This is a genomic window from Massilia agilis (assembly GCF_024756255.1).
Lineage (GTDB): Bacteria > Pseudomonadota > Gammaproteobacteria > Burkholderiales > Burkholderiaceae_D > Telluria > Telluria agilis.
This window is the reverse complement of the sequence record NZ_JANUHB010000003.1, coordinates 466744-490387: the sequence shown is the minus strand read 5'-3', so window position 1 is coordinate 490387 and position 23644 is coordinate 466744. Positions and strand designations below refer to the sequence as shown.

General features: G+C 65.5%; 20 protein-coding genes. 5 read left to right on the top strand and 15 right to left on the bottom strand.

Annotated features, from left to right (window positions below):
- Window positions 1-15: 15 nt before the first annotated feature.
- From NX774_RS15825 to NX774_RS15790, 8 genes are all read right to left on the bottom strand, one after another.
- Window positions 16-1155, bottom strand: a complete 1140-nt coding sequence (locus NX774_RS15825; RefSeq protein ID WP_258823195.1) for a deoxyguanosinetriphosphate triphosphohydrolase — start codon at window positions 1153-1155, stop codon at window positions 16-18.
- On the bottom strand, window positions 1152-2750 hold the full coding sequence (gene aroKB, locus NX774_RS15820; RefSeq protein WP_370660444.1) for a bifunctional shikimate kinase/3-dehydroquinate synthase AroKB: 1599 nt from the start codon (window positions 2748-2750) through the stop codon (window positions 1152-1154). The genes NX774_RS15825 and aroKB overlap by 4 nt, the downstream gene beginning before the upstream one ends.
- A gap of 118 nt (window positions 2751-2868) precedes the next feature.
- Window positions 2869-4791 carry an Ig-like domain-containing protein gene (locus tag NX774_RS15815; RefSeq protein ID WP_258823193.1) on the bottom strand — a complete coding sequence of 641 codons (1923 nt, stop codon included), beginning with the start codon at window positions 4789-4791 and terminating at the stop codon, window positions 2869-2871.
- Between the two features lie 41 nt (window positions 4792-4832).
- A complete protein-coding gene (locus NX774_RS15810; RefSeq protein WP_258823192.1) occupies window positions 4833-7016 on the bottom strand; it encodes a type IV pilus secretin PilQ in 2184 nt (727 codons plus the stop codon).
- Window positions 7017-7029: 13 nt separating this feature from the next.
- The gene (locus NX774_RS15805) at window positions 7030-7551 is read right to left on the bottom strand and encodes a pilus assembly protein PilP (RefSeq protein ID WP_258823191.1); all 522 of its coding nucleotides are present in this window, start codon (window positions 7549-7551) and stop codon (window positions 7030-7032) included.
- Complete coding sequence (locus NX774_RS15800; protein WP_258823190.1) at window positions 7548-8225, bottom strand: type IV pilus inner membrane component PilO; 678 nt, start codon at window positions 8223-8225, stop codon at window positions 7548-7550. Before NX774_RS15800 ends, NX774_RS15805 begins: the two co-directional genes overlap by 4 nt.
- On the bottom strand, window positions 8222-8866 hold the full coding sequence (locus NX774_RS15795) for a PilN domain-containing protein (RefSeq protein ID WP_258823189.1): 645 nt from the start codon (window positions 8864-8866) through the stop codon (window positions 8222-8224). Before NX774_RS15795 ends, NX774_RS15800 begins: the two co-directional genes overlap by 4 nt.
- Window positions 8866-9942, bottom strand: coding sequence for a pilus assembly protein PilM (locus tag NX774_RS15790; protein ID WP_258823188.1), 1077 nt, complete (start codon window positions 9940-9942; stop codon window positions 8866-8868). The genes NX774_RS15795 and NX774_RS15790 overlap by 1 nt, the downstream gene beginning before the upstream one ends.
- A gap of 289 nt (window positions 9943-10231) precedes the next feature.
- Between NX774_RS15790 and NX774_RS15785 the strand changes: the two genes are divergently transcribed.
- Window positions 10232-12589: a penicillin-binding protein 1A gene (locus tag NX774_RS15785; RefSeq protein WP_258823187.1), complete on the top strand. Its 2358-nt coding sequence runs from the start codon at window positions 10232-10234 to the stop codon at window positions 12587-12589.
- Between the two features lie 137 nt (window positions 12590-12726).
- Here the strand turns inward: NX774_RS15785 and cyaY are convergent, their stop codons facing one another.
- Window positions 12727-13059, bottom strand: coding sequence for an iron donor protein CyaY (gene cyaY, locus NX774_RS15780; RefSeq protein ID WP_258823186.1), 333 nt, complete (start codon window positions 13057-13059; stop codon window positions 12727-12729).
- 46 nt (window positions 13060-13105) lie between these two features.
- Here cyaY and lptM point away from each other — a divergent pair, with 46 nt between their 5' ends.
- Both lptM and lysA read left to right on the top strand, forming a co-directional pair.
- Complete coding sequence (gene lptM / locus NX774_RS15775; protein WP_258823185.1) at window positions 13106-13342, top strand: LPS translocon maturation chaperone LptM; 237 nt, start codon at window positions 13106-13108, stop codon at window positions 13340-13342.
- 2 nt (window positions 13343-13344) lie between these two features.
- A complete protein-coding gene (gene lysA, locus NX774_RS15770; RefSeq protein ID WP_258823184.1) occupies window positions 13345-14622 on the top strand; it encodes a diaminopimelate decarboxylase in 1278 nt (425 codons plus the stop codon).
- 231 nt (window positions 14623-14853) lie between these two features.
- Here lysA and msrQ read toward each other — a convergent pair whose 3' ends face one another.
- From msrQ to NX774_RS15745, 5 genes are all read right to left on the bottom strand, one after another.
- A complete protein-coding gene (msrQ, locus tag NX774_RS15765) occupies window positions 14854-15468 on the bottom strand; it encodes a protein-methionine-sulfoxide reductase heme-binding subunit MsrQ (RefSeq protein ID WP_258823183.1) in 615 nt (204 codons plus the stop codon).
- Window positions 15469-15470: 2 nt separating this feature from the next.
- Complete coding sequence (gene msrP / locus NX774_RS15760; protein WP_258823182.1) at window positions 15471-16445, bottom strand: protein-methionine-sulfoxide reductase catalytic subunit MsrP; 975 nt, start codon at window positions 16443-16445, stop codon at window positions 15471-15473.
- An 84-nt stretch (window positions 16446-16529) separates the two neighbouring features.
- Complete coding sequence (gene ccsB, locus NX774_RS15755) at window positions 16530-17687, bottom strand: c-type cytochrome biogenesis protein CcsB (RefSeq protein WP_258823181.1); 1158 nt, start codon at window positions 17685-17687, stop codon at window positions 16530-16532.
- Between the two features lie 29 nt (window positions 17688-17716).
- On the bottom strand, window positions 17717-19804 hold the full coding sequence (locus NX774_RS15750) for a cytochrome c biogenesis protein ResB (protein WP_258823180.1): 2088 nt from the start codon (window positions 19802-19804) through the stop codon (window positions 17717-17719).
- A gap of 99 nt (window positions 19805-19903) precedes the next feature.
- A complete protein-coding gene (locus NX774_RS15745) occupies window positions 19904-20569 on the bottom strand; it encodes a c-type cytochrome (protein WP_258823179.1) in 666 nt (221 codons plus the stop codon).
- Window positions 20570-20722: 153 nt separating this feature from the next.
- Between NX774_RS15745 and yihA the strand changes: the two genes are divergently transcribed.
- Window positions 20723-21448, top strand: coding sequence for a ribosome biogenesis GTP-binding protein YihA/YsxC (yihA, locus tag NX774_RS15740; protein ID WP_258823178.1), 726 nt, complete (start codon window positions 20723-20725; stop codon window positions 21446-21448).
- Window positions 21449-21468: 20 nt separating this feature from the next.
- Window positions 21469-22482, top strand: a complete 1014-nt coding sequence (hemB, locus tag NX774_RS15735) for a porphobilinogen synthase (protein ID WP_258823177.1) — start codon at window positions 21469-21471, stop codon at window positions 22480-22482.
- A gap of 192 nt (window positions 22483-22674) precedes the next feature.
- Here the strand turns inward: hemB and NX774_RS15730 are convergent, their stop codons facing one another.
- Entirely contained in the window at window positions 22675-23559 is an 885-nt protein-coding gene (locus NX774_RS15730) for a hypothetical protein (protein WP_258823176.1), read from the bottom strand.
- Window positions 23560-23644 lie beyond the last annotated feature (85 nt).

Below are 23644 nucleotides of genomic sequence, written 5' to 3'. Positions count from 1 at the left end.
GCACAAGTGCCCACCCTACAGCTCGTCCATCGAATAGATCCGCTTGTGCTCGCGGATCGCATAGCGGTCGGTCATGCCGGCGATGTAGTCGGCGATCTTGCGCGCCTGCCTGAGCGTGTCGCCCGCTGGCGCCTGGTAGTCCGGCGGCAGCAGCACCGGATCGGCCATGAATGCGCCGAACAGCTCGCGCACGATGCGACTTGCCTTCACGCGCGTGCGGTTCACCTGGAAGTGGCGGTACAGGTTCGCGTACAGGAATTTCTTGAGCTCGGTCGTCTCAGCGCGCAGCTTGTCCGAAAAGCGGATCAAGGGCGGCGCCTTGCGCACGGCGTCAATGTCGGCAGGCGCCGCGTCCGCGATCAGCCGTGCCGATGTCTCCACCAGGTCGGCCGTCATGGTCGTGATCATCAGGCGGATCGTCTCGTACAGTTCGCGCCGTCCCTGCAGCCCCGGATACTGCGCGCGCACCTCGTGCCGGTGGCGCGCGAAGAACGCCACGTCCTCCATTTGCGCCATCGTCAGCAGGCCCGAACGCAGGCCGTCGTCGATATCGTGGTTGTTGTACGCGATCTCGTCGGCCAGGTTGGTCAGCTGCGCCTCCAGGCTCGGCTGCGCACGGTCGATGAAGCGCTGTCCCAGCTCGCCCAGCACCCTGGCATTGGTGAGCGAGCAGTGCTTGAGGATGCCCTCGCGCGTCTCGAACGTCAGGTTCAGCCCGTCGAAGGCGCCGTAGTGCTCTTCCAGCTCGTCCACCACGCGCAGGCTCTGCAGGTTGTGCTCGAAACCGCCGTAGTCCTTCATGCACTCGTTGAGCACGTCCTGGCCCACGTGGCCGAACGGCGTGTGCCCCAGGTCGTGCGCGAGCGCGGTCGCCTCCACCAGGTCTTCGTTCAGGCGCAGGCTGCGCGCCAGCGTGCGCCCGATCTGCGCCACCTCGATCGAGTGCGTCAGGCGCGTACGGAACAGGTCACCCTCGTGGTTGAGGAACACCTGCGTCTTGTATTCCAGCCGGCGGAACGCGGTCGAGTGGATGATGCGGTCGCGGTCGCGCTGGTATTCGCTGCGCGAGCCGGGCGCGCTCTCCTGGTAACGGCGCCCGCGCGACCTGGACGAATGCGCCGCGTATGGCGCAAGGTGGGCGTCGAAGTCGATCATGCGGTGCAGGCGGCCAGCGTCTCGAGCAGCGTCTCGCGCGCCACGCTGGTCACGCACGGGCTGCCGAGCGGCTTGAGCAGGATGAACTTGATCTGGCCGCCCTCGTTTTTCTTGTCCACTTCCATGAGCTCGATCCAGCGCTCGGCGCCCAGGTCGGGCGCGACCACCGGCAGCCCGGCGGCCTTGACCAGCGCGCGTACGCGCTCCACTGCGGCGCTGTCGATGTAGCCAAGGCGCTGCGACAAATCGGCGGCCATCACCATGCCGCAGCCCACCGCCTCGCCGTGCAGCCAGTTGCCATAGCCAAGGCCAGCCTCGATCGCGTGGCCGAACGTGTGGCCGAAATTGAGCACGGCGCGCAGGCCGCTTTCGCGCTCGTCCTTGCGCACCACCTCGGCCTTGATCTCGCACGAGCGCGCGATCGCGTGGGCGAGCGCATCCGGGTCGCGCGCGACCAGCTTGCCGATGTTCTGCTCGATCCAGTCGAAGAAGCCGGCGTCGAGGATCGCGCCATGCTTGATCACCTCCGCCAGCCCCGCCGACAGCTCGCGCGACGGCAGCGTGTCCAGCGTGCCGATATCGGCCAGCACGGCGCGCGGCTGGTAGAACGCGCCGATCATGTTCTTGCCCAGCGGGTGGTTGATGCCGGTCTTGCCGCCCACCGAGGAATCGACCTGCGCCAGCAGCGTGGTCGGCACCTGCACGAACGGGACGCCGCGCATGTAGGTGGCGGCGGCAAAGCCGGTCATGTCGCCGATCACGCCGCCGCCCAGCGCCACCAGCGTGGTCTTGCGGTCGCACTTGTTGGCCAGCAGCGCGTCGAAGATCAGGTTGAGCGAGTCCCAGGTCTTGTACTGTTCGCCGTCCGGCAGCACGATCTCGACCACCTCGTGCCCGGCGGCCCTGATCGGCGCGGCCACGCGCTCCAGGTACAGGGGGGCGATGGTGGCGTTGGTGACGATGGCGGCCTTGCCGCTGCCGAGATGGCGCGCGACGAGGGCGGCGTCGTCCAGCACGGCGCTGCCGATCACGATGGGATAGCTGCGGCTGCCGAGAGCCACGTCGAGGTTGATGCGTTTTGTCTGGTTCATTGCTGTTCCTGGCCGCTCCTTCACGCATGCGGCCATCTGTTCGAGGATGGTGCCAACCATCGATTGTACGTTAGGCCGTCCGGTGTCGATCACCAGGTCGGCCACTTCGCGGTACAGCGGTTCGCGCTGGGCCAGCAGTTCTTCGAGCTTCTTGCGCGGGTCGGACGTCTGCAGCAGCGGCCGGTTGCGGTCGTGGGCGGTGCGCTGCAGGATGCTGTTGATCCCGGCGCGCAGGTAGATCACGGTGCCGCGCTCGGCCAGCAGCCTGCGGTTGGCCGGGTCCAGCACCGCGCCGCCGCCGGTGGCCAGCACGATGCCGTGCTGCCCGGTGAGCTCGCGGATCATGTCGGCCTCGCGCCGCCGGAAGCTGGCCTCGCCCTCGATCTCGAAGATCCACGGGATCGACGCCCCGGTGCGCGCCTCGATCTCGTGGTCCGAATCGACGAAGCGCTTGCCGAGCTTGCGCGCGAGCAGCCGCCCGATGGTGGTCTTGCCGGCCCCCATCAGGCCAACCAGGAAAATATTGTCGTTCTTAGCGTCCGGCACTTGTTACGCGATACGTTTGAAAATGAAAAACGGCCAGTACGATCACTGGCCGCCCTTGTACGTTCGTCAAAACCCTTTACGGGCAGCTAAACGTTAGTTTAAACGGAATGTAGCTCGTCTGGCCGCCCAAGGTGACCGTGCCCACGGTGACAGTCGGCGTGGTCACCGCCACGCTGAATGTGGCCTCCTGCGCCTTGGTGCAGCCGGTCGCCTGCTTACCGGCGATGGTGAACGTGTGCCAGGAGCCCATGGGAGCCGCCGACGTCACGCCCGCAGGCGTGATGTTGCTCACCTTGGCCGGGAGCGGTGCTTCCGGTGCTGCGTTCACGGCGTTGACGACAGCGATGGTCGTTCCCGTCGGCATCGGATTATTGTTCACGTCATTGATCTGCAGCGTGAACACTTTCGATTTGTCGGAAGCCACAACACCCAGGTCGGTGGTGCCGGAAAGCGGCGTGGTGCCGCCATCCAGATAGACATTGCCGACCTGGCTGGACGAGGTGAACAGCTCGATCTTGGAGAACACGGTGTTGGTGCCGTCGGTCGTGCTGGCGCAGACGGTCGCCACGCCAACGCGGGGGTTATCCGGTGTGGCCGCATTGCATGGGGTGGCCGGCAAGCCGGGGGTCGCCACGCGCGGATCCTGCATGCGGAAATCCACCGAACAGCCGCCGTTGGTCGTGAGGCATCCGCCCTTGGCCGAGGAGCCGACCGAACCGATGTTGGTCTGGAACACGACCGGGGTGCCGTCCGGGACCGGGTTGCCGAACGCGTCAGCGATCATCACGTTCAGGTTGGTCGCCGGCGCGGTGGGGCTGCTTTCGATCGTCGAGTCGACCTGGTATTTTCCCGCGCTGAGCGAGAATGCGCGCTGGACCGGCAGGCCGCTGGTCACCACGATCGAATCGGACCAGGTATAGACCGCGGGATTATTGTGCAGGGCCGCCTTCACGCGGAAACTGGTGGCGACCGCGCCGGAGTTGACCGTGGTGAGCACTTCGCCGTTCTGGTCGGTCGTGTCGCTGAGCTTGTTCACGGTGACCGAGCCGGTCGATGCGGTGAAATCGACGGCGGCGCCGGCGAGCGGGTGGTTGAAGATATCGACCACCTTGAATTTCAGGCCCGCGGTCTCGGTACGCCCGCTGCCGCCCTGTCCCTTGATGACGATCGACTGGTCGGTCGGGGTCGCCAGTACGAACTGCACCGACGCTGCGGCTGGCGGCGCGATCGACAACTGGACGGTTGCGGGCTTGACCACGCCTGCGGCGGAAACGGTGATCATGTCGTTGTTGCCGCAGCCCTGGTCGCGGTACACGGTCTGGGCGGTGCCGTTGTTGGTGGCGACGACCGACGCCAGCGTGGCCTTGCCCGCGGTCACGCAAGCGGAACTGAAGCTGACGTTGACCTGCTGGTCGGTGTATTTGCTGCTGCCAGCGAGCACATCGACCGACAGCACGGTCGAGCCATAGGCCTGGATGCTGGTCGGGCTGGCGGTCAGGGCGCCGAACGACAGGGCCGTGCTGCCGACCGAATAGTTGGCTTCCCCGCTCGCCGTGGTGCCGGCCACCGTGCTGGTTGCCTTCACCGTGCCCGCGCCACCGGCCGCGAGGCTCGCCGCGCGCATGGTGATCGTAGCAACGCCATTCGCATCCGTCAGCGCAGTCCCCATCGCCGGCGAGAACACGGCCAGGTTGGCGTCCGTGCCGAAAGTGACGATGGCGTTGGGCACCGCCTTTCCGGTCTTGTCGCGCACCGTGGCATTGACGGTCAGCTGGTTGGCGCCGGACAAGGAGTTGGTGGCCTGGCCGCTGCTGTTGACGAAAGCGACCGAAACGGTCGGCGCTGCGGTTGTCGTGCCACCGCTGCCGGTGCCGCTGCCGCCGTTGCCGGTGCCGACCGTGAGGCCGGGGCTGCCGCCGCCGCCGCCGCATGCCGACAGGACCAGCGCCAGCAGGAGGACCGCCGCGCGCTTGCCGTTGTGTTGGAAGTGAATATTCATGTCTGACAGGTTTCTTGTTGGTTCTTGTCCGACAGCGCCGTTCAGCGCGCCGTCGCCAGTTTGTCCGCCACGATCTTCGGCGTGATGAAGATCAGCAGCTCGGTTTTGGCCGTTTCGTGCCCGGTGTTCTTGAACAGGTAGCCCAGGAGCGGCACGTCGCCCAGCAGCGGCACCTTGTTGGTGTTACTGCGGTCGGTCTGCTGGTAGATGCCGCCCAGCACCACCGTGCCGCCGTTTTCGATCATGGTGCGCGTGTTCACGTGCTGGTTGTTGATCGCAAAGCCGGCCGGGGTCTGGTCGCCCTTCGAATCCTTGCTCACGTCCACGTCCAGCACCACGTTGCCGTCAGGCGTGATCTGCGGCGTCACTTCCAGCCGCAGGTTGGCCTTCTTGAACGTGATCGCGGTCGCGCCGCTGCTGGTGGCGGTCTGGTAGGGCAGCTCGATGCCCTGCTCGATCGTGGCCACGTGCTTGTCCTCGGTCAGCACGCGCGGGCTGGAGATGATCTGGCCCTTGCCGTCCGCCTCCAGCGCCGACAGTTCCAGGTTCAGGAACCGGTTGGCGCTCGGCGAGAACAGCGAGAACGCGAGCGAGGGCGCGGCCACGCCGTTGATGCCGGCCGCGGGCAGGTTGATGAACTGGCCGTTGGTGTAGCCATTGGAATCGGCGCCCTTGGCCTGGCCGGTGACCTGGCCCACGCCCTCGTAGTTGCCGCCGACGGCGAGGCGGTTGTTGGTGTTGCCGAGCTGGTAGCCGGAGTCGCCGCCGCGCAGCGTGCGCAGGTCATTAAAGCCAAGCTTGGCGCCAAGGGTGCGCGAGAAGCCGTCGTTGGCCTCGACCAGGCGCGCCTCGATCAGCACCTGCTTGGTCGGCACGTCCACCTTCAGGATCAGCTTGCGCAGGTCCTCGATCTTGGCCGCGATATCGGTCACGAACAGCTGGTTGGTGCGCGCGTCGGCGATCACGCTGCCGCGCTTGGACAGCACGCTGTTGTTGCCGCCGGTACCGGTGTTGGCAGCCGCGCCGCCAGCGCCGAGCCCGAGCATGGTGCGGAACGCATCCACTTTCTGGTAGTTCAGCTGGAACACCTCCGAGCGCAGCGGCTCCAGTTCGGCAATCTGGGCGCGCTGCTCGAGCTCGAGCTTTTCCTTGGTGAGCAGCTCATCCTTGGGCGCGATCCACATCACATTGCCGTTCTTGCGCATGTCCAGGCCCTTGGCCTGCAGCACCACGTCGAGCGCCTGGTCCCACGGCACTTCCTTCAGGCGCAGGGTCAGGTTGCCGCTGACCGAGTCGCTGGTGATGATGTTGATCCCGGAGATGTCGGCGATCGCCTGCAGCACCGCGCGCACTTCGACGTTCTGGAAATTGAAGGTCACCTTCTCGCCGCGGTAGCCGCCGCTGCCCTGGGCCAGCTTGTTCGGGTCTTCCTTGACCGGGCGCACGTCCACCACCAGCTGGGTGTCGCTCTGGTACACGCTCTGCTCCCACAGGCCGTGGGCGTCGATCGTCATGCGCACGTTCCCGCCCTGCGGCGCGGTAGTCACGCGGGTGACCGGGGTGCCGAAGTCGGTCACGTCCAGGCGGCGGCGCAGCGCCGGCGGCAGGCTGGTGTTCAGGAAGTCGACCAGCACCTGGTTGCCGACCTGGCGCACGTCCACTGCGACCTGGCTGTTGGGCAGGTCGACCACGATGCGGCCTTCGCCATTGGCGCCACGGCGAAAGTCGAGGTCGCGCAGGGCCTGGCGCGGCGCTTGCGCGGCATCCGGCTTGGCGACCGGCAGGCCGGAAGCGTTGACCGCCTGCGCCACCCCGCCCGAGCCTTCGACCGTCACGATCACCGAGTTGCCGTCGATCGCAGTGGCGTAGTTGAGCGCGCGTTTCAGGTTCAGCACCAGGCGGGTGCGTTCACCGGCCTGCACCACGTTCACCCCGCGCACGTCGCCCAGGTTGATGTCCTGGGCGCTCTTGCCGGTGGCGTTGGCGGTGGCGCCGAAGTCGAGCGCGATGCGGGCCGGGTTGGTGATCGAAAAGCCGATCGGGAGCTTGGCCGGCGCATGCTTCATCGCGATGTTGACGACCACGTTCGAACCTTGCTGGTTCGCGGTGATCGATTCGATCGCGTTGTCCTGCGCCAGCGCGGCCGGGCCGGCCAGCGCCAGCAGCAGCGCCGCGGCGAACTGTGCCAGCCACACGGGCAGGCCATACCTTGCAACTCGGGTCATCTTCCCAGTCTCCTTACTTACTTTCCTGCAGTTCCAGCCGCGCCATGCGCTCGACCCAGTCACCACCGGCGTCCTGCACCACCTCGCGGATGTCGATCGCGTTTTCGGTCACGCGGGTCACCAGGCCAAAGTTCTGGCCCACGCGCATGCCGCTCTTCACCTGGTACACGTTCTTGTCGATCTGCAGCAGCGCGTACACGATGCCGCTCTTTTGCAGCGAGCCGACCATTTTCATGGTGTCCAGCGGATAGCTCTCGAGCAGTTCCTTGGGCCGGTTCATGTCGGGCCGGTTGGGGTTGTTCGAGGTTTCGGCGGCCTTGGCCAGCTCAACCAGCAGCTTTTGCGCGGAGAACGGGTCCACCGCGTCACGCGCGTTGTACGCGAATGGCACGAATTCCTTGGGCGGCGAAAGCGGCTTGACCGACGGCTTGGTGTCCTTCTGCACCTGCGCCATCCAGTCGCGCACCTCGCGCACGTCGCTGTCGCCGCAGCCGGACAGCAGGAGCGCACAGGCAAGGACGAGTTTGCGGCTCATTTCTTGTCCTCCTTGCCCTTCTTCTTGTCGGCGCGCGCCTTGCGCTGCGCCGCCGCCTCATCCGGGTCGAGGTAGCGGAAGGTCTTGGCGGTCGCGTCGAGCGACAGCAGGTTGTCCTTCAGGCTTGCCAGCGCCAGGTTGTTCAGTGTGACGATGCGCGGCAGGTGCGCCATGTCGGCCGCAAACGAGCCGATGTCGTGGTAGCTGCCGGTGACGCGGATCGCGATCGGCAGTTCGGCGTAGTAGTCCTTGACCACCACCTGGCCCGGCTTGAACAGCTCGAACTGCAGGCCGCGCCCCAGGCCGGCCTGGTTGATGTCCGACAGCAGCGCGGCCATCTCGGCCTTGCTCGGCAGCTGCTTCTCGAGGCGCTCGACGTACTGGTCCACCTGCACCTTCTGCGCCTTGAGTGCGTCCAGGTTGATCGCCTGCGCCATCTTGCTCTGGTAGTCGCCGCGCAGCCGGACCTCGTCGGCGGCCAGGCGGTCCTGCTCCTCGAACTGGCCGCTCCAGTACAGGAAATAGCCGGCAAGCGCCACCGCGACGGTGACGCCGGCCGCGCACAAGAGCCGCGGCGCCAGCGGCCACAGGCCAGGCGGGCGCCCCTTCAGTCCCTGGAATTGCGCGGACAGGTCGGCGGAAAGTTGTTTGAGATCGATATTCACGCTTTTCATCCGATCTTCCCGTCCGCTTTGCCGTTGCCCTTGGCGCCGGCGGCGCCGCCCTTGCCGCCTGCCTTGGCGGCTTCTTCCTTGTCACGCGCGCGCTTGATGTTGACCGACAGCGTGAACTCGACCACCTTCTTGCCCACCTTGCTCTGGGCCAGGGTGGTCGCCTTCACCTCGTTCAGGTCGGGCCGTTCCAGCCACGGCGAGCCGGACGCCAGGTTGCGCAGCAGCTCGGCCACCCGCTCCTGCGACTGGGCGATGCCGTTGATCGTCACCTTCTGGCCGTCCTGCTTGAGCATCTTCAGGTACACCCCTTCCGGGGTCTGCTTGACCAGCTCGTCGAGCAGGTACACCGGCTGGTTGCGGTCGCCCTGCAGGTCCTCGACCGCCTGCTGGCGCGCCTGCAGCGCCTCGATTTCCTGCTTGAGGGTGGCGATCGCCGCGATCTTCTTGTCCAGTTCGCCGTTGGCGGTGGCCAGCACGAGGTTGCGCTCGTTCTGGATCGAGATGCGGCTGGCGTTGTAGCCGCCCACCAGCAGCACCAGCGCCACGCCGGCAACCCCGCCGGCGGCCAGCATCGCAATGAACGCGGCCTGTTTCTGCTTGCGCTTCGCTTCCCGGTGCGGGAGCAGGTTAATCCTGATCATCAGCCAAACCTCCGCATCGCCAGCCCGCACGCGACCAGGTAGGCCGGCGCCTCGGCCTTGAGCTGCTGCTCGCGCACCTCCGGCCCCAGCTGCATGCCCTTGAACGGCGACATCACCGCGCTGGCGATCCGGGTGCGGCTGGCAATCATGTCCAAGAGGCCCGGCACCTGCGCGCAGCCGCCGGCCAGGTACAGCTGGTCGATGCGGGTGTACGGGGTCGAGGTGTAGAAGAACTGGATCGCGCGCGTCACTTCCAGCGCGGCGTTCTCCAGGAACGGGCCGAGCAGGTCGGCCTGGTAGTTCTCGGGCAGGTCGCCGTTTTTCTTGCGGGTGTCGGCTTCCTCGAACGACAGGCCGTAGGCGCGCACGATGTCCTGGGTCAGCTGGTTGCCGCCGAACGGCTGCTCGCGCTCGTAAATCGTCTCGCCGTCGAGCATCACCGAGATGTGGGTGGCGCCGGCGCCGATCTGGAACAGCGCCACGATCTGGTCCTTGCCCGCCTGCGGCATCTGCGCCACGATGCGGTCCAGCGCGGCGCGCGCGGCGTACGATTCGATGTCCATCACGGTCGGCACCAGGCCGGCCGCCTCGGCGATCGCAGCGCGGTCCTCGACCTTTTCGCGGCGCGCGGCGGCCAGCATCACCTCGATGTCGTCCGGTGCATTGGGCGCCACGCCGATCACGTCAAAGTCCAGGCTCACCTCATCGAGCGCGAACGGGATATACTGGCTCGCCTCGGATTCCACCTGGACCTCGAGCTGGTCTTCGGTCATGCCGGCCGGGAGCACGATTTTCTTGGTGATCACGGCGGCCGGCGGCATGCCCAGCGCCACATTCCTGGCCTTGGTGCCGCTCTTCTTGACGACGCGGCGCACCGCCTCGGTGACCGCCTCGATGTTCTCGATGTTGCCGTCAACCACGGCGCCGCGCGGGAGCGGTTCGCTGGCGCAGCGTTCCAGGCGCAGCTCGCCCTTGCCGGCGTCGGCCAGCTCGACCAGGCGCACCCCGGACGTGCTGATGTCCACCCCGACCAGCGGCGGGTTGGCTTTGCCGAACAAGGAACCTAGATTGATCACGAGCGTATTTCCTCCAGCAACATCTGTTCTTCGCAGAACGACTTGTTTTGAACGCCCGCGCGCGGGATTTTGTTCGTTATAAAACCGATATTTAGTGCGCATTTATCAGGCACTACATGAGATCGTAGCAATAAGGTTGTATGCGCACAAGAAATTTCTTCACTGGAACTTTACGATTGCAGGCTGTGGACAACACTCGGGCGCGGCCGCCTGAACGGCTGAGCCCGCGCCGCCTGCGATAACCCTGCCTTATAATGAAGCGCATCAACAAGCCGAAAGAGCCTCACGCATGAAATCAACGGAACCGGCTTCGACGCCCCCGACTCCCAAGCCGGGCCAGCCCAAACGTTACACGCCGAAACGAATCATCCTGTCGATCGTCGCCGCCCTGGCCGGCCTGGGCGTGGTCGGCGCGCTGGTGATCGTGTTCGCGCTGGCGATGGCCTACCCCAACCTGCCGGCGCTGGACACCATCACCGACTACCGACCCAAGATGCCGCTGCGCATCTTCACTGCCGACAACGTGCTGATCGGGGAATTCGGCGAGGAACGCCGCACCCTGGTGCATTTCAAGGACATTCCGGATGTGATGAAGAAGGCCGTGCTGGCGATCGAGGACGACCGCTTCTACGAGCACGGCGGCATCGATTACTGGGGCATCCTGCGCGCCATGCTGCACAACGCCACCGGCGGCGCGCGCCAGGGCGCCTCGACCATCACCCAGCAGGTTGCGCGCAATTTCTTCCTGTCGTCCGAGCAAACCCTGAAGCGCAAGGCCTACGAGGCGCTGCTGGCATGGAAGATCGAGAAGAACCTGAGCAAGGATCAGATCCTCGAGCTGTACATGAACCAGATCTACCTGGGCCAGCGCGCCTTCGGCTTCCAGTCGGCGGCCCAGATCTACTTCGGCAAGGACCTGAAGGACATCAGCGTGGCCGAGGCGGCGATGCTGGCCGGCCTGCCCAAGGCGCCGTCGGCCTATAACCCGGTGGTCAACCCGACCCGCGCGAAGACGCGCCAGCAGTACATCCTGCAGCGCATGCACTCGCTCGGCTACATCACCGACGCCCAGTACGAACAGGCCAGGAACGAGAAGCTGCACATCAAGTCCGACAGCACCGCGTTCGGCGTGCATGCCGAGTACGTGGCCGAAATGGCGCGCCAGCTGGTCTATGAGCAGTTCAAGGAAGACACCTACACACGCGGCCTGAACGTGTTCACCACCATCACCAAGGCCGACCAGGATGCCGCCTACCTGGCGCTGCGCCGCGGCGTGATGGACTACGAGCGGCGCCACCCGTACCGCGGGCCGGAAGCCTACATCGACCTGCCCTCGTCACGCGCCGAGGCGGACGAAGCGATCGAAGCCGAGCTGGCCGAGCACCCGGACAGCGACGACATCATCGCCGCCGTCGTGCTCGAGGCCTCGCCCAAGCAGGTGCGCGCGGTGGTCGCCTCGGGCGAGGAGATCACGATCAGCGGGCCGGGGCTGGCGTTCGCGCAGGGCTGGCTGTCGGACAAGGCCCAGCCGAACCGGCGCATCCGCCGTGGCGCGGTGGTCCGCGTGACGCAGGACGGCGGCTCGAGCTGGAACATCACCCAGATGCCGGAAGTCGAGTCGGCCTTCATCGCCGCCGATCCGGACGACGGCGCGATCCGCGCGCTGGTGGGCGGCTTCGACTTCAACCGCAGCAAGTTCAACCACGTGACCCAGGCCTGGCGCCAGCCGGGTTCGTCGTTCAAGCCGTTCATCTACTCGGCCTCGCTCGAGCGCGGCCTGTCGCCGGCGACCGTCATCAACGACGCCCCGATCTCGTTCGATGCAGGCCAGACCGGCGGCCAGGCGTGGGAGCCGAAGAACTACGACAACAAGTACGAAGGGCCGATGACGATGCGCCGGGCGCTGACCAAGTCGAAGAACATGGTCTCGATCCGCATCCTGAACAAGATCGGCGCGCGCTACGGGCAGGAATACGCGACCCGCTTCGGCTTCGAGGCCGACAAGAACCCGGCCTACCTGACCCTGGCGCTGGGTGCCGGCGCCACCACGCCGCTGCAGATGGCAGGCGCGTACTCGGTGTTCGCCAATGGCGGCTACCGGGTCAACCCCTACCTGATCGCCAAGGTGACGGATGCCGACGGCAAGGTGCTGTCCGAGGCGCGGCCTGAAAAGGCGGGCGTGGAGTCGAACCGCGTGATCGACGAGCGCAACGCTTTCCTGATGGACAGCATGCTGCGTGACGTGGTGCGCTACGGCACCGCGGCCAAGGCCGGCCAGGTGCTCAAACGCCCCGACCTGGCGGGCAAGACCGGTACCACCAACGACTCGATCGACGCCTGGTTTGCCGGCTACCAGCCGCATTTGGTGGCGATCGCGTGGATCGGCTACGACCAGCCGCGCAACCTGGGCAACAAGGAAACCGGCGGCGGCCTGGCGCTGCCGATCTGGATCGGCTACATGCAGAAGGCGCTCAAGACGGTGCCGGTGGAAGAGCGGCCGGTGCCGCAAGGGCTGGTGCAGGTGGGCGACGAGTACTACTACGCCGAGAATCCGCCGGGGTCGGGGGTGCAGTCGCTGGATGTGGGCCCGCAGCCGACGCAGGCCGAGCAGAAGGCGAAGGATGCGGTGAGGAACGAGCTGTTCTGAGCGTCCTGCAGCACCAAACGTCGTCCCCGCGCAGGCGGGGACCCATAGACAGCCGGTATCACTGCAAAGAGGCTGGGTCCGGCTCGCTCAGCATGGGTCCCCGCCTGCGCCGGGACGACGTGTGATGCCGACAGGTTTTAACCGGCGATCGTCACCTGCGCCCCACCCTGCTCGCTGGCCAGCTTCGACAGCGACGCAAAGAACTCGGAATCGTCGCGCGTATTGCGCCACTGGCCGTCCACGCGCTTGTAGTGGTAGCCGCCGGCGCGCGCCGCAACCCACATCTCTTGCAGCGGCGCCTGGCTGTTGACGATGATTTTCGAACCGTTGGCGATGAATTCGATCTCAAGCACATTGCCGCTGCGCTTGCACTCGACGTCGAGCACATCCTCGTCGTTCAGCCGGTCCATCGCGGTTTCGATCGTATCCAGGGTCGAATCGGCCAGGTCCAAAAATTCGGTTTCGCTCATGCTACACTCCAAGATCTGCTAATCAAACCGTGATTTTAATTCAATCGTGAAGCCCGCATTTGCGCTCCCATTTGCCGCCGCGCTGGCCGCCGCGCTCGCCGGTTGCGGCCAACCCGGTCCGCTGTACATGCCGCCGCCGCTCAAGAGCGCGCCCGTCGCCACCGCACCGGCGACCGCCGCGCCGCAGGGCAGCGCGCAGCCGGCGACCGTGACCACCACCGGCCAGGCACCGTCCGGTTCCCTGCCCCCTGTTTCCTCGACACCTGCCCCCACCCAACAGTAACCATGTCGCACTTTTCGTACCAAAACGGCGTCCTGAACGCCGAAAGCGTCCCTTTGTCCCAAATTGCCGAGCAGTTTGGCACCCCGACCTACGTCTACTCCAAGGCCGCGCTGCTGGAGAACTTCCACGCCTACGCCGACGCCTGCCGTGGCCGCGATGCGCTGGTGTGCTATGCGATGAAGGCCAACTCGAACCTGGCGGTGCTGGACCTCTTGGTGCGCGAAGGCGCGGGCTTTGACATCGTGTCGGGCGGCGAACTGCTGCGCGCGCTGGCCGCCGGGGCCGACCCGGCCAAGGTGATCTTCTCGGGCGTGGGCAAAACCGTCGAGGAAATGAAGCTCGCGCTCGACAAGGGCATCCTGTGCTTTAACGTCGAGTCGATCCCCGAGTTGCATCGCCTGAACGAGGTCGCCGGCCAGATGGGCAAGCGCGCCAAGGTGTCGCTGCGCGTGAACCCGGACGTGGACGCCAAGACGCACCCCTATATCTCCACCGGTCTGAAAGCGAACAAGTTCGGCGTGGCCTTCTCGGATGCGCTGGACACCTACCGCGCCGCCGCCCGCCTGCCGCACCTGGAAGTGGCGGGCATCGACTGCCACATCGGCTCGCAGCTGCTGGACGACGCCCCGCTGCTCGAAGCGCTGGACAAGCTGATCGACCTGATCGACACGCTCGCCGCCGAGGGCATCCATCTGCACCACCTGGACATTGGCGGGGGCATCGGCGTGAACTACGGCGCGGCGGGCGACGAGCCGCCGGTGCCGGTGGGCGAGTACATCGGCCGCGTGTTCCAGCGCATCGACGCCTGGCGCGCCGCCAAGTACGACGGCAAGCCGATCAAGGTGATCTTCGAGCCGGGCCGCTCGATCGTGGCCAACGCCGGCGCGCTGCTGATGTCGATCGAGTTCCTCAAGCCGGGCGAGGAAAAGAACTTCTGCGTGGTGGACGCGGCGATGAACGACATGATGCGCCCGACCCTGTACGAAGCTTGGATGGCGGTGCAGCCGGTCACCCCGCGCGAAGGCAAGGCGCTGTGCTACGACCTGGTCGGCCCGATCTGCGAATCCGGCGACTGGCTGGCGCGCGGCCGCGAACTGGCGGTGCAGCCGGGCGACCTGCTGGCGATGATGACGGCCGGCGCCTACGGCATGTCGATGGCGTCGAACTACAACACCCGCGGCCGCGCGGCCGAAGTGATCGTTGATGGCGACAAGGTGCACCTGGTGCGCCGCCGCGAGAAGCCGGAAGAACTGTACGCGCTCGAGACCATGATCCGATAGCTTGCCGTGTAGGGTGGGCACTTGTGCCCACGCGATGGCACGCGCCGCGTGAACGGCCGCGTGGGCTCGAGAGCCCACCCTAAAAAACCTCAATCACACGCGTTGAGCGACCGCGACGCAGGGTGGGCGGGTTCCCCGCCCACGCGTTCAACAGGCGTATGTTGTCACGCGGTGTCAGCAGCCTCGCGTGTGTCTGAACGCGTGGGCAGAATCTGCCCACCCTACAAACCCTCAAGCGCGCGCGGGCTGCACTTTTGCGCGATTCCAGTACAGCCGCACGGCCAGCAGCAACGCGACGATCACCGCGAACAGCATCGGCTTGCCGATATTATTCTTGGCCGCCTTCATCCACCAGTAGTGCAGCACGCCGAGCGGCGCGATCAGGTAGATGAGCCGGTGCAGCGCCTGCCAGCGCTTGCCGCCGAGCCGGCGCACCATGGCGTTGGTGCTGGTGGCCGCCAGCGGCACCAGCAGCACGAAGGCCGCAAAGCCGACCGTGATGAACGGCCGCTTGCGCACGTCCTTCCAGATCGCGGCAAGGTCGAAGAAATGGTCGAACCAGATGAAGGTCACGAAGTGCAGCGTGGCATAAAAAAACGCAAACAGGCCAAGCATGCGACGCAGCTTTACCAGCCAGTTCAGCCCGGTAAGGCGTCGCACCGGCGTCACCGCCAGCGTGATGCACAGCAGGTACAAAGTCCAGTCCCCGGTGCCGTGGGTGATGAATTCCAGCGGATTGGTCTGGTCACCTGCCTGTACCACGATACGCGCCAGGGGCAGCAGCGCCAGCAGGAAGACGGCGGCCTTGAGCAGCGTTGTTTGCTTCGGCGTGGGGTTCAAAGCCATCGTCAGAAGAACTTGCGCAGGTCCATGCCGGTGTACAGCGAGGCGACTTCGTTGTAACCGTTGAACATCAGCGTCTTGCGCTTGGGCTTGAAGAATCCATCCTCGCCAATGCGCCGCTCGCTCGCCTGCGACCAGCGCGGGTGGTCCACATTCGGGTTCACGTTGGAATAAAAGCCGTACTCATTCGGCCCGGCCACCATCCACGAGGTGCGCGGCTGTTCCTTGACGAAGCGGATCTTGACGATCGACTTGGCCGACTTGAAGCCATACTTCCACGGCAGCACCACGCGCACCGGCGCCCCGTTCTGGTTCGGCAGCACCTGGCCGTACATGCCCAAGGTCAGCAAGGCCAGCGGATGCATCGCCTCGTCCATGCGCAGGCCCTCGACGTACGGCCAGTCGAGCACGCCGCTGCGCACGCCCGGCATCTGCTTGGGGTCGGCCAGGCTGATGAATTCGACGTACTTGGCGCTGCCCAGCGGTTCGACGTGCTTGATAAGGTTCGACAGCGAATAGCCGATCCACGGGATCACCATCGACCAGCCTTCCACGCAGCGCAGCCGGTACACGCGCTCTTCCAGCGGCGCCAGCTTGAGCAGGCTGTCGATATCGATGGTCAAAGGTTTCTTGACCTCGCCTTCGATGGCGACCGTCCATGGCCGGGTGCGCAGGGTGTGCGCGTTTTGCGCCGGGTCGCCCTTGTCGGTGCCGAATTCGTAGAAGTTGTTGTAGCTGGTCGCGTCCTTGAACGCGGTCTGCTTTTCGGACGTCGAGAATGCCGGGTTGGCCCTGGCCGCCAGCCGCGCCGTAGCGCCTTGCGCGAAAGCCTGGCGGTTGGCCATTTCCCAGATCGAGGTCCCGGCCACGGCGGTGGCGGCCACGCGGGCAATGAATTCGCGCCGGCCTTCGTACACCTCGCGCGGCGTGATGCTTGAGGCGGGCGGCTCACTCGCGCCCGGGCTAGGTTTGATCAGCATGGCTGGCTCCGGCAACATTGTCAGGACGGACAATGCTCACTTTACACCACTCTTGCCCGTGGTGCCGGAAGCCAGCCAGGCCCGTCAGAGCTTGCCGTAGGAATGCAGGCCCGACAGGAACATGTTCACGCCGAGGAAGGCGAAGGTGGTCACGATCAGCCCGCCCAGCGCCCACCACGCCGCGGCGCGCCCGCGCAGCCCGGACATCAGGCGCATGTGCAGCCAGGCCGCGTAGTTGAGCCAGACGATCAGGGCCCAGGTCTCCTTCGGGTCCCACGACCAGTAGCCGCCCCAGGCCTCGGCCGCCCACAGCGCGCCCAGGATGGTGGCCACGGTGAAAAACGCGAAGCCGACCGAGATCGCCTTGTACATCACGTCGTCCAGCACCTCCAGCGACGGCAGGCGGTCGGCCAGGATGCCGTGCGACTTGAGCAGGTAGGCCGCGCCCACGCCGGCGGCCAGGGCAAAGGTGCCGTAGCCGATGAAGTTGGCCGGCACGTGGATCTTCATCCACCAGCTCTGCAGCGCAGGCACCAGCGGCTGGATCTCGGCGGCATCGCGCGAGACGGTGTACCAGAGCAGGAATGCGACCGCCGCCGCGATCACCAGCAGCACGAACGGGCCGAGCTGGGCGGTGCCGTAGCGCTGCTCGTAGTAGAGGTAGAACATGGCGGTGATCATCGAGAACAGGATGAACACCTCGTACAGGTTGGAGACCGGGATGTGGCCGACGTCGCTGCCGATCAGGTAGGACTCGTACCAGCGCACCATCATGCCGGTAAAGCCGATCACGACGGCGGCCCAGCACAGCTTGGAGCCGACCGCAAAGCCGAACGGCGAGCGGGCGGCCAGGCCCAGCCAGTAGAAGCCGGTCGAGAACACGAACAGCGCGCTCATCCACAGGATCGCGGACTGGCTCGACAGCATGTACTTGAGGAGGAATTTCTGGTTGGCAGCGTCGAGCGCGCCGCCGTAGAGGCCGATTGCGGCCAGCGCCAGCAGGGCCACCAGCGGGATCAGCCAGCGCACCGGCTTCCAGTGCCAGCCCAGCGCGGCGAACGTGGGCGCGGCCGCCAGCAGGATGCCCTGCTCGTACACGTCCATGTAGGCGCCGTAGCGGTGCAGCGCGAAGCCGGCCGCCGCGAGCAGCGCAATGCCGTAGAGCCAGTCAATGGCGTTGAGGCGCCGGAAATAGCCCGGCTCCTGGGTATAGGTACTCACTTGGGTTTGCGAAATTTCCATCTTGTTCTCCTGGGTCCGCGACCGACAGCTTACGCCGATTGTGGCAGCTTCGTCTTCAGGTCGTCGAACTCGCGTTCAAAGTCGAGCGTCTTGCGCTGGGTGCTCATCGCCATCAGGGCCGTGCTGCCGCCATTGTCGCCGCGGATCCAGATCCACAGGCGGCGCTCGCGGATGTAGAACATCGCGAACACGCCGGCCACCAGCAGCAGGCAGCCGAGGTACACCACTTTCTTGCCCGGCGAGCGCGTCACCTGCAGCACCGACGCCTTCACCTCGACGAAGTCGTCCAGCTGCAGGTAGACAGGGGCGCCGTAAAAGAAGCTGTCCGACAGCGCATTGGTGGCCAGTTGCAGGAAGCGGCCGTGCTGCTCGCTGGCCTCGACCGGCGCCAGGCCGTTGTGCTCATGCGCAACTTGCCACAGTTCCCACATCGTGCCGTTGAGCATCTTCATGAAGATCGTCGCGGCCTTCTCCTGCTCGGCCGGCGGAATCTTTTCCAGGAAGCGCGAGACGGCCACGAAACCGCCCTGCCTGCCGTCGCCGGCAAAGATGCCAAGCGAGCGCTGCGCCGATTCCTGCAGCTGCGCGGCCAGGCCGGCCGGCGTGGCGCCGGACATCGCGCGCGCGGCGTAGCGCCGGGCTGCCTCGGCGCGCAGGGCCGGATCGGCCAGCGCGGCGCGCAGCAGCATCCACTCGTGCACGGTGTGCTGGTCGTCGGCCGGGATGCGCAGGAAGCTGAAATTGTCGTCGGGGTTGGCGCGCACGCCGGACAGGAACACCTCGGCGCCGTCGAGCGTGACCGGCTGCATGTAGTTCATGAACTCGCGCGCCTGCCCGGTCGCGTCGCGCAGCTTGTACTGCACCGACGGGCCCACGTTCTTCAGGTCCTTGTTGTTGGCGTTCTTGCCGGCCGAGCCGGAATGCTTGTCCAGGCTGGCGGCGAGCTGTTCCTCCAGCGACTTGCCCTTGGACACGGCGCGGGCATCGTTGCTGCCCATGTTTTCGACGTTGAACGGACGGAAGCCCGACCATTCCACGGCATACGACACGTCGCCACGCTTGAGGTCGGTGGACGAGCCCACTTCGCCGTTCAGCTGGAACGGCTTGGCATCCGGCCCCGCCATCGGGTAGCCGGTCAGCTTGAGCTTGCTGCCGCCGTCCTCGAAGCTCGACTGGTAAATGGCCACGCCCTTGTAGATCAGCGGCTGGTTGACCTTGATCGTGCCGGGGAAGGTCTTGCCGGTCTCGTTATCGCGGATCACCACTTCGCTGGCGAACAGCTTGGGCATGCCGGTCGAGTAGAAATCGATGATGAACTTGTTCAGCTGGATCGTGAACGGCAGGTCCTGCAGCAGCACGCCGGACGCCTGCGGGATGATCGCGGTCTGGCTCGACTGCCCTTCGGCGATCAAGGTGTTGCCGCGGAACGTGGGGTTCGACAGCCCGAGGCGGTGCTTGGCCGGCACGTCGGAGATCAGCACGCCGCTCCCGTTGAACGGCGTCTTGCCGAAGAACCATTCCTGGAAGCGGATCGGCAGTTCGGAGTCGAGCATGCCGCCCAGCAAAATGATGATGATGGCGGTGTGCGCGAAGATATAGCCGAACTTGTTGCCCGCGCCCTTCTTGGCGGCGACCAGCAGGCCGTTATCCTTTTCCACCACCTTCACGCCGTAGCCGGCATGCTGCAGGCGCGCGGCCGCCTGCTGCGCCAGCGCGGCGGGCGCCTGCCCGGCGCTCCACTCGAGCTTGTGGTGGAAGTTGCGCAGCGACTGCTCGCGCACGTTGTCGCGCCAGCTGCGCATGTCGTGCAGCATCTTGGGCGTATTGCGCAACACGCACAGGCCGGTCGAGACGATCAGCACCGCCATGATCGCCAGGAACCACCAGGCCGAGTACAGCGCGTACAGGCCCAGGCGGCCGAAGATTTCGTACCAGAATGGCCCAAACTGGTTGATGTAGTTGGGCATCGGCTCGTTCTGCTTCATCACGGTGCCGATGATCGCCGCGATCGCGATGATCACGAGCAGGCTGATCGCAAAACGCATCGACGAGACCAGCTCGACCGTCTCGGCAAGGCCGCGGCGCCGCGTTTTCAGTTCAATCCCAGTGGTACTCATTCTTTAAAACATCCAAGTTGCCCGTCGTGACTACGCGAGCATACAGCAAAAAGGGCAGCCAGCTTACGCTGCTGCCCCTCGATTTACGCTGAGTTGCTATTACTTCAGGCCGGCGACGTAGTCGGCCACGGCCTTCATCTCGTCGGTGGTCAGGCGCTTGGACAGCGCGGTCATTTCCACGCTGTTGTTGCGGGCGCCAGCCTTGAATGCTTCGAGCTGGGCCACGGTGTAGTCCTGGTGCTGGCCAGCCAGGCGCGGGTACTTGGCGGGGATGCCGCTGCCGGTGGCGCCGTGGCAGCTGGCGCAGGCGGCCACGCCCTTGTCGGCGATGCCGCCGCGGTAGATCTTGCGGCCCAGCTCGACGCTATCCTTGTTGCGCGCTGCGCCGGCCGTCGGCTTCTGGGTTGCCAGGTAGGCCGCGATGTTTTTCTTCTCGTCGTCCGACAGCGCCTTGGCGTAGGTCGTCATGATGGCCTGGTTGCGGTTCGGCGTGGTGAAGTCCACCAGCTGCTTGTACACGTACTGCTCGAACTGGCCGCCGATCTTCGGATTGGTGGCGATGGCCGAGTTGCCGCCGGCGCCGTGGCAGGAAGCGCAGGCCGGAACGCCGCGTGCCGCGTCGCCCGAGTCAAACAGGGTCGCACCCTTGGCCGGGTCGGCCTTGGCTGCGGCGGCATGCTGCGCGTCTGCTGCGCAGGCAAAGCCGGAGACAGCCAGGGATGCAACCACCAACGATTTCAAAAACGATAACGACACACGATTCATTCAAGCACCCTAATAGAGTCAAAAAACCTGCAATCCTGAGCAGCGCATGGGCCTTGCCGTGGCGTCCCGCGAGGCGTCGCAACAGTCAGTAACCCCTTATTGTACAATAGCTTGTTTCCGTGTAGCTCCATTTTGTTGTTCTTTCGTCCCCACATGTCCAAGCTCTGGCAAGCCCGTTTTTTCACCACCGTCAACCACCTGCGCGACCTACCGGACACGCATGTGCCGGAGATTGCATTCGCGGGCCGCTCGAACGCCGGCAAGTCGACGGCGATCAACATCCTGACCAACCAAAACCGCCTCGCCTTCGCGTCCAAGACGCCGGGCCGCACCCAGCACATCAACTATTTCTCGATCGGCGGCGCCCACGTCGCCCAGCACCGGCACGACCCGGTGCGGGTGGACGAAATCGAGGCCATGCTGGTGGACCTGCCCGGCTACGGCTACGCCGAAGTGTCGGGCTCGGCCAAGCTGCACTGGCAAAAGCTCCTGGGCGACTACGTCCAGCGCCGCGAGCAGCTGGCCGCGCTGGTGCTGATCATGGATTCGCGCCGCCCGTTCACCGACCTGGACGTGCAGATGCTGGAATGGTTCGCCCCCACCGGCAAGCCGATCCACTGCCTGCTGACCAAGGCGGACAAGCTCAACCGCAACGAACAGGCCAACACGCTGCGTCAGGCGCAAAAGATCCTCGACAGCTACGTGGACGAGGAAGGCGAAGGCTTTCCGTTCACCGTGCAACTGTTCTCCTCGCTCAAGCGCATCGGGGTGGAGCAAGCCAACGACAAGATCATCGAACTGCTGGGCCTGTCTGCCGACGAGGCCGACGAAGCCACCCCGCCCGCTGCGCGGGGCGGGGACCTTGACCCGGCCAATTAATCACTTTCCAGGACACGAACATGACCATCATCACGCCAGTCGCCTTTCCCGCTGCCCGCATGCGCCGCATGCGCCGCGATCCCTTCTCGCGCAACCTGATGCGCGAGAACGTCGTCACCGCGCACGACCTGATTTATCCGGTGTTCATCCTCGACGGCACCAACCAGCGCCAGCAGGTTGCCTCGATGCCGGGCGTGGAGCGCGTGTCGGTGGACCTGTTGATGAAGGTGGCAGAAGAATGCGTGGCGCTGGGCATCCCGGTGCTGGCGCTGTTCCCGGTCATCGACCAGTCGCTCAAGACCTACGACGGCATCGAGGCCACCAACCCGAACGGCCTGGTGCCGCGCGCGGTGCGTGAACTGAAGCGCAATTTCCCCGAGCTGGGCATCCTCACCGACGTGGCGCTCGACCCGTACACCACGCACGGCCAGGACGGCCTGCCGGACGAGACCACCGGCTACATCATGAACGAGCGCACCGTGGCCATGCTGACGCGCCAGGCGCTGGCGCAGGCCGAGGCCGGCGTGGACGTGGTGGCGCCGTCGGACATGATGGACGGGCGCATCGGCACCATCCGCACCGCGCTGGAGCAGCAAGGCTTCATCCACACCCGCATCATGGCCTACTCGGCCAAGTACGCGTCGGCCTTCTACGGCCCGTTCCGCGATGCGGTTGGCTCGGCGGCCAACCTGGGCAAGGCCGACAAGAACACCTACCAGATGGACCCGGCCAACAGCAATGAAGCGCTGCGCGAAGTGGCGCTGGACCTGGCCGAAGGCGCGGACATGGTGATGGTCAAGCCCGGCATGCCCTACCTGGACGTGGTGCGCCGCGTGAAGGACGAGTTCAAGGTGCCGACCTACGCCTACCAGGTCAGCGGCGAGTACGCGATGCTCAAGGCCGCCGCGCAGAACGGCTGGCTCGATCACGACAAGGTGATGATGGAGTCCATGATGGCGTTCAAGCGCGCCGGCGCGGACGGCGTGTTGACCTACTTTGCGCTGGATATTGCGCGCAAGCTCAAAGCGGCCTGATCGGACCGTTTGATGCAACAAAAAACCGCGCCAAGGCGCGGTTTTTTTATTGTTAGCCTTCGAAACGTCGTTCCCGCGAAGGCGGGAACCCATGCTGACTATCCTTGCCCGCGGCCCAGAATGCGGCGCGATTATTCAACGGGTCTATGGGTCCCCGCCTTCGCGGGGACGACGTATCAAGCGTGAGCGGTACTAGTTCTGCTTCGGCGGCTTGTAATCCGGGAACATTTCCTTGTACAGGAAGGCCATCAGCGCCTCGGTATCCTGCGGCCGTGCACTCATCGTCACCACCCGGTTCAGGCGGTGCGAGTCCCACTCGAAATCGCCGGTCTTTTCCTTGCGGATCAGCTCGATCATCTTCTTGACGATCGCCGTCTCGATGTCGCGCTCGCTGCCCAGCTCCACGTTCACCTGCGTCAGCCAGCGGCGCTTGAAGTTGGGGTTCCAGCCGCGGAACTTGACCGTGGCGCTCGCAAAGGTCTTGTTGGTGACCGAGAACACCCCGCCGGTCTCGTTGCGGTCGTCCGAGCCACGCCCGTTGACCGCGGCAATGTTGGCCAGCGCATTGCGCATGCCGCGCGCGTCGTCGCTCTCCTCGGTCGCATTGCTCGGCGCCTGCGCCCCGCGCTGCTTGCGGCGCGCTTCGATGAAGGCCTGCATGTCCATGTTCTCGGGGATCGGCTCGCGCTTGGCCTCGGGCTTGGGCGTCTCCACCGGCTTCGGCTTTTCCTGCGGCAGCGTGATGGTGTTGGGCAGGCGCTGCACCTGCACGCGCTCGGGCGCGGACTTGGGCTTGGTGACCTTCGGCGTCTTGCGCGGCGCCTGTTCTTGCGGCTTGGGCTTGGCCGGGGTGATGTACATGATCTCGGGCTGGCCGGCCGACCCCACGCGCTTGAGGAAGGTCTTGGGCTGGTACAGGTAGATCACGACCAGCAGCAGGTGCAACAGGATGGTGACGATCAGGCCCGTGCGGCTGGTGCGGCGCTCCCCGTAGCTGGGCTGCGCCGGGCGCAGCGGCTGGCCGCAATGCGAGCAGACATCGCCGTTATCGACGGAGAAATGGGAATGATCGCGCAAAATGGTTACAGTCTGTAAAGGGCCGGAAAACAAGGTGCCACGGCCAATGCGGCAGTCTATACGGTTTAGACCGTACGTGCACGGC

Bases quoted from the DNA above. Each gene is read 5' to 3' on its own strand.
- NX774_RS15825 (WP_258823195.1), bottom strand. From the start codon at position 1,155: ATGATCGACTTCGACGCCCACCTTGCGCCATACGCGGCGCATTCGTCC.
- aroKB (WP_370660444.1), bottom strand. From the start codon at position 2,750: ATGGGGGCCGGCAAGACCACCATCGGGCGGCTGCTCGCGCGCAAGCTC.
- NX774_RS15815 (WP_258823193.1), bottom strand. From the start codon at position 4,791: ATGAATATTCACTTCCAACACAACGGCAAGCGCGCGGCGGTCCTCCTG.
- NX774_RS15810 (WP_258823192.1), bottom strand. From the start codon at position 7,016: ATGACCCGAGTTGCAAGGTATGGCCTGCCCGTGTGGCTGGCACAGTTC.
- NX774_RS15805 (WP_258823191.1), bottom strand. From the start codon at position 7,551: ATGAGCCGCAAACTCGTCCTTGCCTGTGCGCTCCTGCTGTCCGGCTGC.
- NX774_RS15800 (WP_258823190.1), bottom strand. From the start codon at position 8,225: ATGAAAAGCGTGAATATCGATCTCAAACAACTTTCCGCCGACCTGTCC.
- NX774_RS15795 (WP_258823189.1), bottom strand. From the start codon at position 8,866: ATGATCAGGATTAACCTGCTCCCGCACCGGGAAGCGAAGCGCAAGCAG.
- NX774_RS15785 (WP_258823187.1), top strand. From the start codon at position 10,232: ATGAAATCAACGGAACCGGCTTCGACGCCCCCGACTCCCAAGCCGGGC.
- cyaY (WP_258823186.1), bottom strand. From the start codon at position 13,059: ATGAGCGAAACCGAATTTTTGGACCTGGCCGATTCGACCCTGGATACG.
- lysA (WP_258823184.1), top strand. From the start codon at position 13,345: ATGTCGCACTTTTCGTACCAAAACGGCGTCCTGAACGCCGAAAGCGTC.
- msrQ (WP_258823183.1), bottom strand. From the start codon at position 15,468: ATGGCTTTGAACCCCACGCCGAAGCAAACAACGCTGCTCAAGGCCGCC.
- msrP (WP_258823182.1), bottom strand. From the start codon at position 16,445: ATGCTGATCAAACCTAGCCCGGGCGCGAGTGAGCCGCCCGCCTCAAGC.
- ccsB (WP_258823181.1), bottom strand. From the start codon at position 17,687: ATGGAAATTTCGCAAACCCAAGTGAGTACCTATACCCAGGAGCCGGGC.
- NX774_RS15750 (WP_258823180.1), bottom strand. From the start codon at position 19,804: ATGAGTACCACTGGGATTGAACTGAAAACGCGGCGCCGCGGCCTTGCC.
- NX774_RS15745 (WP_258823179.1), bottom strand. From the start codon at position 20,569: ATGAATCGTGTGTCGTTATCGTTTTTGAAATCGTTGGTGGTTGCATCC.
- yihA (WP_258823178.1), top strand. From the start codon at position 20,723: ATGTCCAAGCTCTGGCAAGCCCGTTTTTTCACCACCGTCAACCACCTG.
- hemB (WP_258823177.1), top strand. From the start codon at position 21,469: ATGACCATCATCACGCCAGTCGCCTTTCCCGCTGCCCGCATGCGCCGC.